Consider the following 12,768-nt stretch of genomic DNA (forward strand, 5'->3'; position numbering starts at 1 on the left):
TTCGGGAACAGGTCCTGGTCCGGGGCCCGGCTCGGCCCAGCTCGGCCCGGCCCGGCTCGGCCCGGCTCAGCCCGGCTCGGCTTCAGGACCGGAGTCCGCCGCCCCGCTTCGGGAACAGGCCCCGGCCCGGGGCCCGGCCCAGCCCAGCCCTGCTCGGCTCGGCTCGGCCCAACTGGGCTTCGGGACCGCAGCCCGCCGCCCGGCTTCGGGAGCAGAGGTCCCGGTCCGGGGCCCGGCTTCAGGACCGGGGCCGGCGCCCCGAATCGGCAGGTGCGGGGGCGGGAGCGGAAGAGGACCGGCGGCCGGTGGGCGGGGTGGGCAACGGGTCCGGCCGCTGACGGACCCCCGGGGCAACGGGGCCTGCCGCGGCTGCGGTTGCAGCCCCACGACCGCACCCGCCCCGCCACCGGCACCGGGCGCCGACGCCGGCCCCGACAGCGACAGCGACAGCGACAGCGACAGCGACAGCGACAGCGACAGCCGTAACGGCGGGTGTGGGGTTGGGTGTGGGGGCGGGGTTACTGCGGGGGGTTGCCGTGCTTGCGCGAGGGCAGGTCGGCGTGCTTGTTGCGCAGCATCGTCAAGGACCGGGCCAGGACCTGGCGGGTCTCGGCCGGGTCGATGACGTCATCGACCAGACCGCGCTCGGCCGCGTAGTAGGGGTGCATCAGCTCGGCCTTGTACTCCTTGGCCACCCGCGCCCGCATCGCCTCGGGATCCTCCGCGTCCGCGATCTGCCGGCGGAAGATCACGTTGGCGGCGCCCTCCGCCCCCATCACCGCGATCTCGTTGGTCGGCCAGGCATACGTCAGGTCCGCACCGATGGACTGACTGTCCATCACGATGTAGGCACCCCCGTACGCCTTGCGCAGCACCAGCGAGATCCGCGGCACCGTCGCATTGCAGTACGCATACAACAGCTTGGCACCGTGCCGGATGATCCCCCCGTGCTCCTGGTCCACCCCCGGCAGGAAACCCGGCACATCCAACAGGGTCAGGATCGGAATATTGAAGGCATCACACATCTGCACAAACCGGGCGGCCTTCTCCGACGCCTCGATGTCCAGCACCCCCGCCAGCACCTGCGGCTGGTTCGCGACGATACCCACCACCTGCCCGTCCAGCCGAGCCAGCGCACAGATGATGTTGCGCGCCCAGCGCTCATGGACCTCCAACACCTCCCCGTCATCGACGATCTCCTCGATGACCGCGGCCATGTCATAAGGCCGGTTGCCGTCCGAGGGCACCACATCCAGCAGCGCCCCGGTCACCCGGGACGCCGGATCACCCGACACCGTCTCCGGCGGCGCCAGCCGGTTGTTGGCCGGCAGCAACGACAGCAGATACCGCACCTCGGCCAGGCACGTCTCCTCATCGTCATAAGCGAAGTGACACACCCCCGACGTCTCGGCATGCACATCCGCACCACCCAGACCGTTCTGCGAGATCTCCTCCCCCGTCACCGCACGCACCACATCGGGACCCGTGATGAACATCTGCGAGGTCTCCCGCACCATGAACACGAAATCCGTCAGCGCCGGCGAATACGCCGCCCCGCCCGCACACGGCCCCAGCATCACCGAGATCTGCGGGATCACACCCGAAGCCCTGGTGTTGCGCTGGAAGATCCCCCCATAACCGGCCAGCGCCGAAACACCCTCCTGGATCCGCGCCCCCGCACCGTCATTCAGCGACACCAACGGCGCACCCGCCGCGATCGCCATGTCCATCACCTTATGGATCTTCGCGGCATGCGCCTCACCCAACGCACCCCCGAAAATACGGAAATCATGGGCATAGACGAAAACCGTACGCCCCTCCACCGTCCCCCAACCCGTCACCACCCCATCCGTATACGGCCGCTTCCCCTCCAACCCAAACCCACTGGCCCGATGCCGGCGCAACTGCTCCACCTCACAAAACGACCCCTCATCCAACAACAACCCGATCCGCTCCCGCGCCGTCAACTTCCCCTTCGCATGCTGCGCCACCGTCGCCGCACCCGAAGGACCCGCCACCGCCTGCCCACGAATCGCCACCAACTCCGCAACCCGCCCCCGCACCCCACCCCCACCCTCCACACCCACGCCACCCACACCCGACCCCGACACCACACCCGGCTCCGACACCGTCACCACCACAAACCCCCTCCAACACCCAAACGACCAAAACAACCAACACGACCAACACACACGACACGGCCAACACGGCCAACACAAAAGACAGGCGCAACAACACAGCCCCGGAAAGCAACACCCGGGCCCCGCAAGGCAAGAAGCGGGCCGCTTCAGGACACCGACACCACCACCAACCCGCGCACCCCCACCAACCCGCAAGCCACAGCCTCACCACCCCACAGCAGCCTCACCGCCAACTGCGCGGCGCCCGATACACCCCACCCCCCACCGGCAACCGCCACCCCACCCGCCGCCCCCCACCCACACCAGCAGCGGCAGCCGAACCCACACCAGCAGGACTCGAACCGACACACCCACCAGCAGCACCAGCACTGGCACCAGCACCGGCCCGCTCACCCACCACCAACAACATCACCGCCACCGCCGCCACCTCCTCCACCGACGCACACCCACGCACCACACGAAACACAACCCCCACACCCACCACCCCCAACAAACCAACAACCCAACAACCCCACCCACGCTCAACCGACCCCCTCAAAACAAACTCGGATATCCCTCAAGCACCCCACCCACCCACCAACCAAAAGCACGGAAGCGGAACCCATCGCAGCGTCAAAAGAAACCGCGCATTCGGTATCTAAATGCAACCGGACACCACCCCCCGCCGACGCACCGGCCGGCCCTGCACCCCGGACCACAACAGGTGCCAGCCCTGGCAGTGGGCATACGCAGGCCAGGCAAGCCGGCCACAACGCAAAAACGCCGGACCCGCGAAGAAGCGGGTCCGGCGCCGACCGTTCAGTACCGGAAGAGCTGAAGGAGCTCAACAAACAGGAAGAGGAACCGCACGGAGAAAGAGCAACTCAAGAACAACCGAGACGAGAGAGCAAGGGAAGGGGCAGGAGAAGAGGAAGGGGACAAGAGCAACCAGGCGAGCGTCAGCTGCTTGAGTCCACCAAGTCCGGATGCGGAACCGAAGAGGCCTGCGCGAACAGCCTCGCTCCCCGGTCCGGCGCGAGGTCGAGACGGGCCAGCACCGCCGGCACCGTGATCGCCGGGATCACGTGGTCGTAGAGCACCGAGATCCGCCGCTCAACGTCGGCGAGCCCGCACTCCAACTGGGAGAAGAGCTGGACCCCGTGAAAGGCGCTGACGATCAGCTCCGCGGTCTGCCTCGGCACGACGTGCGAGAGGACCTCGCCCCGCTCTTTCGCCTCGGTCAGCGTCTGGGCCGACAGCTCGATCCAGGTGGGCCACGCACTGCCGTAGTGCTCCCGCCCCTGCGGGTCCGAGGACAGCACCGCACCGGCCCGTACCACCGGATCCCTCGGCAGTCGGTGCGCCAGCAAGAGCCCGGCGTCCACCCACTCCTGGACCTTCAGCTCCTGCGGCGGTCCCGCGTAGGCGACCTGCGCCTGCAGCACTCCGCGGGCCAGGGCCTCCTTGGAGTCGAAGTGGAAATACAGCGCGCCCTTGGTCACCCCGGCCGCCTGAAGGATGTCCGACACCGTGGCCGCCGAGTATCCATGCTCGGCAAACACCACCGCAGCCGCTTCCAGCACCGCGCGACGGGTGCGAACAGCGCGTTCCTGCTGCGCCACGAGACCTCCCCTGCACTCCGTGTCGTATCGGGTATGCAGCGGACCCGAAAAAGAAACCGTCGTGGACGTACCTTACCCACAACAGCGTCGCCAGACTCTGCCAAAGATCTTGCCCGTCACCTACCCCTCACCCCACCTGCCCGACATGTCCCCACTCTCAGCCGCGAGCCCGAACGTCACCCCGCAGCCTTCCTTCCCAGGTCAGGCCCACTCACCCTAACCCGCCCCGCACACGCGGGGGTTAGGCGCCGAAATGGCCGGACGAGGGCGGCGCGGCGAGCCCCGAAGGGGGCCGTCGGGCACGGGAACCGGTACGCACAGCCCGTACCCGTGGCCCGAACGTTTGCACGTTCGTCACCCGTGCGGCGGTCAGCGTACTCCCGGCCGCCTCGCATGGGTGCAGAAACGCACACCACTCCGGACAGCCGCCCTCCCCCTCCCCCTCTCCCCCTTCTTCAACTCCCTACGCCGGCCAGTTGCGGCCTGCCGCCGCCTCCGCGTCGGCTTCGCGCAGCAGTCCCTCGTCGATCGCATCCAGCGAACGCACGATGTGCCGCGCCCCGGCTCGCTCCATCAACGGGCGCTGATATCCGTGCTCGTAGTCGCTCGGGTGGCCGATGAACGCGACCCCCAGCTCCCGTGCCGCCTCCGCCACCCGTGCCACGTCGTCGATGAACAGCACTCGGTCCAGCTCGAGCCCGAACAGCTCGGCGATCTCCCGGATCCCCGGGCGGAAGTCGTTGGTGCATACGTACACCGGCTCGTCGAAGTACTCGGCCAGGCCTCCGAGGTACTGGTCGAAGTGCGCCTTCTCCAAGCCGCCGTAGCAGACCGTGCGCACGCCCAAAGCCCGCAAGCGACCCAGAAGTTCGGCCGCGCCCGGCAACACCCGTACCGGGTGCTCGGCCATGTACCGCTCGCGCTCCTCGAAGTAAGCCACCAGCAGCTCCTTGGCGCTTCCCCCCAGGACGTCCGCCGCGGCCTGCGCAGCCACCATCTGGGGCTGCGACAGCAGGGCCTGCTCCAGCTCCGGGCCGTACTGGCCGCCCCTCGACTCCACCAGGCGCCGAATCACCGGACCGAAGCTGTCGTTGAGCAGCACCCCGTCGATGTTCACGGCCACCAGAGCCAGGTGGTCAAGTCCCGCTCCCCCACCAGCTTCGGCACGAGCGCCGGCCTCAGCCGCAACCTGAGTCCCCTCCGCGCCGGCATCCGCATCTGCAACCCCGCCGACAGAAACCTCGCCACTCATCACAGCAATCCCCCACAACCAGTCCACGCGGCGATGCCGCCACGCATACGAAACAGAACCCGACCCGGGACGCACCCGGACCGCACACGGCTCGATCCGGCCAACGGACCGAACCCGATCAGACCACGCAGCTACGCAACTGCAACAGGGGTCACGATCACAGCAGCCGCGGCGCACCGGTCAGCCAAGGCGGGCGCCGGGCCACCCCGCCACCTAGCTACCTAGCTACCTAGCTACCTAGCTACCTAGCTACCTAGAGCTAGGGTCGACCCGCCACCGCTCTCGCCGCCGTCGGCCACATCGCCCGCCCAGGTGCCCAAACCCGCTGAAAAGGCCACCCATGTCCCGGACCATGGGGAATTTCCGCATCACGGCCACGGATTCCCCCTGACGGGCTCTATCCAGCAGGCTCAGCCCGGACTCTCCGGAACAGCCGAACCGTCCGGTCCGCCCAGACGGCGCGAAAGCATAACAAGGGAACCGGCCGCCCGGTTTCCACCCGATAAACGGACGGAATAATTCCCCTTAACTCCCGGAACCTCGCCCCGCCCCCACCAGGAACGCAACTACCCAGCGTCACAAAAACCGGGAAACCATCCGAGATCCTTTTCCCTCAGAGCGCCGCATGTAATCACCACCGGCCCTTGAAAAGGAAACCGGTGGGTATGTATGTTATGGCCTCACTTTCATTCACCTCCGGGGGAGAGGTTCATGAGCAGTCTTGTACTGCCCCAGTCGAAAGACGTTCCGGGCATCCACACCAGCCACATCGCGCACAACGCGTCCACCACGTACAACGCGCACGGTGCGCACTCCGCGACCGCCGCCGGCCACTCGGCTCACACCGTGCCCGCCGCGAACGGCACCGCCGTCAGCGCCGCCACACAAGCACCGGCAGCCACCCAAGCGCCCACAAGCGCACAAACACCCGCGGCACCTGCCGTGCCTGCCGTGCCTGCAGCACCCACAGCACCTGCCGCGACGGGCTCCGCAGCCGCGGCCACCGCGCCCGCGAACGCGCCCACCGCGGGTGCGTCCCGCCTCACCACCACCGTGCCGCGCGAGTACGTCCACCGCGCCGCCCTGGCCGAGGTCTTCCTGACGTCGAGCGAGAAGACCGGCGAGGACACGTACACCCTCACCGGCCAATGGCCCCGCGCCCACACCTTCTTCACCACCGCCGACGGGCGCAGCCACGATCACCTGCAGGCCTGCGAGACGCTCCGCCAGACCGGGATCTACCTGGCGCACGCGCAGCACGCCATCCCGCTGGGACACCACTTCGTCATGCAGGACATGACGGTGACCACGCACCCCGAGCACCTCGACATCGCCAACACCCCCACCGACCTCACCCTGTACGCCACCCTCACCGTGCCCCGCCGTGGCACCTTCACCATCGACCTCGTCATCAACTGCGGCACGCGCACCCTCGCCATCGGGCGCGGGCACTTCACCTGCCTCTCCCCCGCCGCCTACAAGCGCCTTCGCGCCGGCGGCGCCCCCACTTCCCAGGCTTCGGGCCCCGCTCTCCCGTACGTCCCGACCCACCAGGATCCCGCGGTCTTCGGCCGCAATCTGTCCCACGACCTCGTCCTCGCGCCCGCCCACCAGCCCCACACCTGGCGCCTGAACGCCGATCCCCGCCACGCCATCCTGTTCGACCACGACGGCGATCACATCCCCGGCATGGTCCTCATCGAGGCGGCCCGGCAGAGTGCGCACCCTCACCTCCCGCCGAACGCCATCCCCACGCACACCCACACCGAGTTCCACCGCTATGTGGAACTCACCACTCCCTGCTACATCACGACCACCCCTCAGCCCCAAGACCCCACCCAGCCCCACAGCTACACCTTCCATGTCACGGGTCACCAGAACAACCAGCCCACGTTCACCACCTACCTCACAGCCACCACCCACCCCACCCCCTGATCTGGCCGGGCCCGGCTCTCTCCACCCGGGGCGACCCGCTCGGCCGGGCCCTCACCTACTCCTAGGACGCTTCAGCGCACTGCCGGGGTGAGCAGGACAGGAGAAAGGACCGAGCGGCATCCCCGAAGAGTCAATACGGAGAAGCCGAGAGGCGGCGACGGGGCGGCTGTAGATTCGACCAGGCAGACTGACGGAATTGAGCTCGACCGCGCTTCCGTCGCCGTGGGCGAAGAACAGCCTCCCGCCGGAGAGGGCGTTCCGTTTCGCCGGGCCCGAAAGGGCGAGTTCGCCAATGCAACCCTTTTCATCGAAAGTTGCACCGGAGGCGGGAATTCCGGATGTCGAGGGAATCGAATCATCCGCTACGACTCGCCACGAACCGCCATCGTTCCGCATGCAGGTTTCCGGAGCGACAGCACGCCGAAAAACGGACTGCGCCGACGCGAAGTGACACCGTGAGCAACAGCAAAAAGGGAGAGACGACGGACGTCGGCTGAGTCGACGTCGAGTCGAGCGGTCACCGGCTGAGCGCGCGCATTCTGGCCGCTCAGCCGGTTCTTGTATTTCTTGTCAGTAATAAGTGATCACCGGCACCTCCGCACAAGGGCGAGGCACGGGGGGCGCTTCCGCCTGCCCCGACTCCAGTCACCTCCGACACGCCAACGCTTCCGAAGGGCCAACACCTCCAACAGGCCAACCCTCCGGCCCACCACCGGGAACACCTGGCCGAAGCGATGCGGACAGGTCGGTCCCTGGTGGCCAAAAAGGAACCCTTCAGCCAGTTCCGCCGAAACACCTCCCTGTCGTTCCGCCGGTCACCCCCGAGGGCGAACTCCTGTTCCCGAGGGAGGTACATTGCGTAGCGACCACCGCGGGAGCTCGGGAGTAGCCGGGCTGAGAGGGCGGACGGGACTTGCTCCCCTTGCCGCCGACCGCATGAACCTGGACCGGGTAATGCCGGCGTAGGAAGGGTGTTGACCATGGATCCTGCCTCCGTACCTGCTGAGCACGGCACCGCCGTGTCCCGTGAGGCCGTGGGGGACGTGATCGCGTCTCTGCGAACCGCGGCACCGCTGGTGCACTGTCTGACCAACGTAGTGGTGTCGCAGTTCACCGCGAACGTGCTGCTCGCGGTGGGTGCCGCTCCGGCGATGGTGCACAGCGCCGAGGAGGCCGGCGCGTTGGCCCGGGTGGCCGGGGGCGTCCTGGTCAACCTGGGGACGGTGACGTCCGTGACCGCGGAGGCGATGCGCGTCGCCGTCAAGGAGGCGGCCGGGGCCGGGCGGCCGTGGGTCCTCGACCCGGTGGCGGTCGGGCCGCTGCCCTGGCGCACCGGGCTCGCCCACGAACTGCTCGAGAGCGCACCGCCGGCGGTCGTACGCGGCAACGCTTCCGAGATCCTGGCCCTGGACGGCGGCACGGGCGGGCGCGGCGTGGACAGTACGGACGTGCCCGAGGCCGCGCTGGCCGCGGCCGACGCACTGGCCCGGCGCTACGGCTGCGTGGTCGCGGTCAGCGGCCCGGTGGATGTCCTCACGGACGGGACGCGGGTGGTGCGTCTGGCCAACGGGCACCCGCTGTTGCCCTTGGTCACGGGAACGGGCTGTTCACTGGGCGCTCTGGTGGCCGCCTGCACGGCCGTCACCGATGACGCGCTGCTGGCCGCCACTGCCGCGACCGGCCTGCTCACCGTGGCCGCGGAGGATGCCGCCATCCGCTCTGCGGGGCCCGGCACGTTCGCGGTCGCCCTCATCGACGCGCTGCACCAGCTCGCGCCCGACCGGCTCGCCGAGGGTCTCAACTTGCGCTGAGCGTGCGCGTATTGCGGGGGCCGTGGTGGGCCGTGGCCTGGAATCCACCCGCTGAACGGCCCCCTCCCGCCCGGGGGGCGACCCCAACACCAAGTATGGCCGCCTTCGCCTCTCCGCGCTCCCGCCTGTGGATAACTCACACCCCTTGCCTCACAAGGCACTCCCTCCTCCCCTGCATCTCTCCCCTTCACCCCTGCACCCCTCCCCCACTTCCTACTTCCTGCCTCCTGCCTCCTGCCTCCTGCCTCCTGCCTCCTGCCTCCTGCCTCCTGCCTCCTGCAACCGTCCCCTGCCATCCGTCCCCTGCCCGATGCGTTTCCCACGGCCCTCCCCGGCCGGGAGCCTCCAAGGACCCACCCATGCGACCTCCTCTCGACCTGTCCCTGTATCTCGTCACCGACACCCGGCTCTGCGGTGACCGCGGTGTCGCCGCCACCGTGGCGGCCGCTGTTCAAGGGGGCGTCACCACCGTCCAGTTGCGTGATCCGGACGCGGACGCCCGTGCGTTGTTCCAGCTCGGCCGGGCGATCCAGGACGTACTCGCGGGCACCGGTGTCCCTTTGATCGTCAATGATCGCCTCGACGTCGCGGTCTGGTTGGACGCGGACGGCGTCCACCTCGGGCAGCGGGACGTGTCCCCCGAGACCGCGCGGCGCCAGCTCGGTCCAGGTGCGTACGTCGGCCTGTCCGTCAGCCGTCCCGAGCAGCTGGCGCATGTGCCGGATGCCGTCGACCACCTCGGGGTGGGTCCGGTGTTCCCGCAGTCCACCAAGCCGGACGCGGACACCCCGCTCGGCCTGGACGGGCTGGCCCGGATCGTCCGGGAGAGCCCGCTGCCCTGCGTGGCCATCGGCGGGATCGGCGTGTCCGAGGCCGCCGTGGTCAGGCGAAGCGGCGCGGCCGGCATCGCTGTCGTCAGCGCGGTCTGCGGGCAGCCCGACCCCGAGACCGCGGCCCATTCCCTCGTCCGCACCCTGCGACCGGAGGTCTCCGCGTGACCAGTCCGCCCATCGCCCTCACCATTGCCGCGAGCGACCCGTCCGGCGGCGCCGGGATCCAGGCCGACCTGAAGGCGTTCTCCGCCAACGGGGCCTACGGAACGGCAGTTCTGACCGCCCTCACCGCGCAGAACACCCAAGGCGTCACCGGCATCCACACCGTCCCCCCGGCGTTCGTGACCGAGCAGATCGACACGCTGTTCGCCGACGTCCCGGTGGACGCCGTCAAGATCGGAATGCTGGCCGACGCCGCCATCGCCGAAGCCGTCGCGGACGCCCTTGAGCGGCATCGGCCCCGGTACGTCGTCCTCGACCCCGTCATGGTCTCGACCAGCGGTCACCGCCTCCTCGAGGCCGACGCGGTGACGGTGGTGCGCGACCGTCTCCTGCCCCTCGCGGACCTCATCACCCCGAATCTCCCCGAGGCCGGCGACCTGCTCGGCGCCGCCGCCGCGGAGAACCGCGCCGAGGCCGTCGAGCAGGCCCGGGCACTCCTCAAGACCGGCACCCGGCGCGTCCTGCTCAAGGGCGGCCACCACATGCACGACGCCGAGTCCGTCGACATCCTCGTCGACGCCGCGCACGCCCCGGGCACCGATGGCGCCGGAGTCACCGAGTTGTCCGCGCCTCGCGTGAACACGCGGAACACCCATGGCACCGGCTGCACCCTGTCCGCCGCGATCGCCGCCCTCCGCCCGCAGCACGACGACTGGGAGCCCGCTGTCCGCGCCGCGAAGGAGTACCTGACCGGGGCACTGCGGGCGGCCGACACCCTGCGTGTCGGCCGCGGTCACGGCCCCGTCCACCACTTCCACCAGTACTGGAGCTGACCACCATGACCACGACGTTCTGCGACGAGCTGTGGACGGCCACGGCCGAGATACGTTCGGGCATCGACAAGCTGGCGTTCGTCACTGGCCTCGGCGACGGCACCCTGGACCGGGACAAGTTCGTCTACTACCTGGCCCAGGACGCCCTCTACCTGCGCGGTTACGCCCGCGCGCTGGCCAGTGCCGCCGCGAAGGCCGACCGGCCGGAGGACATCGCGTTCTTCGCGAAGTCCGCCCATGACGCCGTGGCCGTCGAGAGCTCCCTGCACGAGAGCAATGTCGTCGACGTCGATGCCTGGACTGCCTCCCCCACCTGCACGGGCTACACCTCCTACCTGCTCTCCGTGGCCCACACGCAGGGGTATCCGGAGCTGGCGGCCGCGGTCCTTCCCTGCTTCTGGATCTACGCCGAGGTGGGCCGGGCCCTCCTTGAGCAGGCCGGTGACCTGGCCGCCCATCCCTATGGCGACTGGATCGGCACGTATGCCGACGAGGAGTTCGAGGCCGCCACCGAACGCGCCCGGCAGATCGTCAACCGGCTTGCGGACCAGGCCGACCCGGGGACCCGCGCCCGCATGCGCACGGCCTTCACCACCGCGTCCACCTGGGAGTGGATGTTCTGGGACGCCGCCTGGCGCGTGGAGAACTGGCCCTTCGGCCCCGCCCCCGCCCAGGCTTCGGAGCCCGCGAAGTGACGACCACCACCGAACCCGGCACCCCGGCTTCGGCCCCGGCGAACGAGGCGCCGCTCACCCTCGACCAGCCCACGCCCAAGGTCTTGTCCGGCCTGGACCAAGGCGCGTTCTGGGCCAACCTGGGCGTCAGCCTGCTCGGCTTCAGCGGCATGCTCGTCGTCCTCGACCCGCTGGGCACCGGCAGTCCGACCTTGTCGTTCGCCGCCGCCGTCACCGCGTCCGTCGTCGGCACCCTGATCGGCACGGCCGCCCTCGGGCTCGCCGCCATCACCGGGGCCCGCACCGGCGCGCCCTCGATGGTCCTGCTGCGCGGGCTGTTCGGCGCGAAGGCGTCCTACCTGCCGACCGTCCTCAATGTGCTGCAGATGGTCGGCTGGGCCGTCTTCGAGCTGGTGGTCATCTCCACCGGCCTGAAGATCCTGGCCCGCCAGGCCTTCGGCGACCCGGGGCCCGGCTGGCTGTACGTGCTCGTCGCGGGCGCGGTGACCACGGCGCTCACGCTCCGCCCGCTCGGCGCCCTGCGCGTCATCCGCCGCTACGTCACCGTCGCCGTCGTCGTGGCCATCCTCTACCTGGGCTGGGACCTGGCCGGCCGTGGCATTCCGATGGAAGGCGGCTCCTGGAAGGACTTCTGGTTCGCCGCCGACAGCGTGATCGCCGTGTCGATCTCCTGGCTGCCGTTGGTCGCCGACTACTCGCGGCACTCGCGCAGCGAGAAGGCGGCGTTCGGCGGCCTGGTCGTCGGTCAGACCCTCGCGGGCGTCGCGGGCTCGGTCCTCGGCGTCGCCGCCCTCGCCGTGATCGCTTTCGACAGCACCGACCCGTACAAGGTCTTCGATCCCTTCACCGCCACCAGCGTCGGCGTGATCTGCTTCGGTGTCCTGGTGCTGCGCGAGGTCGACCAGTCCTTCGCGAACGTCTACTCGACCGCCGTGTCCGCCCAGAACCTGCTGCCCCGGGCCGACCGCCGCATCCTGTGCCTGATCAGCGGCACGCTGGCGACCGTCCTGGCGCTGCTGGTGAACATGGACAGCTACGCCAGCTTCCTCTATCTGATCGGTGCGGTCTTCATCCCGATGTTCGCCGTCCTGGTCGTGGACTTCTTCGTACTCGGCGGTCACCGCACCTGGGACGTCTCCGAACAGGCCCCGACCCGTTGGGTCATGCTTCTGCCGTGGGCGCTCGGCTTCGCCGCCTATCAGCTGATCGCGCCGACGGACATCGCCGGCTGGTCCGATTTCTGGGCCTGGCTGCAGGATGTGGTGGGCCTGACCGTCCAGCCCTGGATGAGTGCCTCCCTGCTGTCCTTCGCGGTGGCTGCCCTCACCACCCTCGTGGTGGGCCGCGGGCGACGGCACGTCTCGGCTTCGCCCGGGCGGCTCCCCGGCGCGTGACCGTGCACCACAGGAGAAACGCCCCGCGGTGTGACCACCTGCGGGGCGTTTCCGGGTCACGCTGCTTCCGTGTCACGCCGTTTCCGTGTCACGCCGTCAGCGGTCAACCGG

At 69.3% G+C, this 12,768-nt stretch carries 9 protein-coding genes and 1 riboswitch; of the genes, 6 read left to right on the forward strand and 3 right to left on the reverse strand.

The window, feature by feature from the left end; genetic code table 11:
* Positions 1 to 518: 518 nt before the first annotated feature.
* The 3 genes from ACFYXE_RS37845 to ACFYXE_RS37855 form a co-directional block, all read right to left on the reverse strand.
* A complete protein-coding gene (locus tag ACFYXE_RS37845) occupies positions 519 to 2,111 on the reverse strand; it encodes an acyl-CoA carboxylase subunit beta (protein WP_389321011.1) in 1,593 nt (530 codons plus the stop codon).
* Positions 2,112 to 3,079: 968 nt separating this feature from the next.
* Positions 3,080 to 3,742, reverse strand: a complete 663-nt coding sequence (locus tag ACFYXE_RS37850; RefSeq protein ID WP_361174803.1) for a ScbR family autoregulator-binding transcription factor — start codon at positions 3,740 to 3,742, stop codon at positions 3,080 to 3,082.
* 463 nt (positions 3,743 to 4,205) lie between these two features.
* A complete protein-coding gene (locus tag ACFYXE_RS37855; RefSeq protein WP_361174809.1) occupies positions 4,206 to 4,874 on the reverse strand; it encodes an HAD family hydrolase in 669 nt (222 codons plus the stop codon).
* Between the two features lie 1,071 nt (positions 4,875 to 5,945).
* Between ACFYXE_RS37855 and ACFYXE_RS37860 the strand changes: the two genes are divergently transcribed.
* The 6 genes from ACFYXE_RS37860 (at position 5,946) to ACFYXE_RS37885 (ending at position 12,657) form a co-directional block, all read left to right on the forward strand.
* Positions 5,946 to 6,929 carry a ScbA/BarX family gamma-butyrolactone biosynthesis protein gene (locus tag ACFYXE_RS37860; RefSeq protein ID WP_389320957.1) on the forward strand — a complete coding sequence of 328 codons (984 nt, stop codon included), beginning with the start codon at positions 5,946 to 5,948 and terminating at the stop codon, positions 6,927 to 6,929.
* An 861-nt stretch (positions 6,930 to 7,790) separates the two neighbouring features.
* A riboswitch (TPP riboswitch) is annotated at positions 7,791 to 7,916 on the forward strand.
* Positions 7,910 to 8,740 (forward strand): hydroxyethylthiazole kinase, encoded by an 831-nt coding sequence (thiM, locus tag ACFYXE_RS37865; RefSeq protein ID WP_389320960.1) that lies wholly within the window; start codon positions 7,910 to 7,912, stop codon positions 8,738 to 8,740. Its footprint overlaps the riboswitch before it by 7 nt.
* A gap of 359 nt (positions 8,741 to 9,099) precedes the next feature.
* Positions 9,100 to 9,738: a thiamine phosphate synthase gene (gene thiE / locus ACFYXE_RS37870; RefSeq protein WP_389320963.1), complete on the forward strand. Its 639-nt coding sequence runs from the start codon at positions 9,100 to 9,102 to the stop codon at positions 9,736 to 9,738.
* On the forward strand, positions 9,735 to 10,568 hold the full coding sequence (gene thiD, locus ACFYXE_RS37875; RefSeq protein ID WP_389320966.1) for a bifunctional hydroxymethylpyrimidine kinase/phosphomethylpyrimidine kinase: 834 nt from the start codon (positions 9,735 to 9,737) through the stop codon (positions 10,566 to 10,568). The genes thiE and thiD overlap by 4 nt, the downstream gene beginning before the upstream one ends.
* Positions 10,569 to 10,573: 5 nt before the next feature.
* Positions 10,574 to 11,263 carry a thiaminase II gene (tenA, locus tag ACFYXE_RS37880; RefSeq protein WP_389320969.1) on the forward strand — a complete coding sequence of 230 codons (690 nt, stop codon included), beginning with the start codon at positions 10,574 to 10,576 and terminating at the stop codon, positions 11,261 to 11,263.
* Entirely contained in the window at positions 11,260 to 12,657 is a 1,398-nt protein-coding gene (locus ACFYXE_RS37885) for a cytosine permease (protein WP_361174785.1), read from the forward strand. Before tenA ends, ACFYXE_RS37885 begins: the two co-directional genes overlap by 4 nt.
* Positions 12,658 to 12,768: the final 111 nt, after the last annotated feature.

This window comes from Streptomyces sp. NPDC002564 (assembly GCF_042889645.1).
GTDB lineage: Bacteria > Actinomycetota > Actinomycetes > Streptomycetales > Streptomycetaceae > Streptomyces.

What these genes read in the sequence shown, in the direction of transcription:
- thiM (WP_389320960.1), top strand. Translation starts at nt 7,910, where the DNA reads ATGGATCCTGCCTCCGTACCTGCTGAGCACGGCACCGCCGTGTCCCGT.
- thiE (WP_389320963.1), top strand. Translation starts at nt 9,100, where the DNA reads ATGCGACCTCCTCTCGACCTGTCCCTGTATCTCGTCACCGACACCCGG.
- tenA (WP_389320969.1), top strand. Translation starts at nt 10,574, where the DNA reads ATGACCACGACGTTCTGCGACGAGCTGTGGACGGCCACGGCCGAGATA.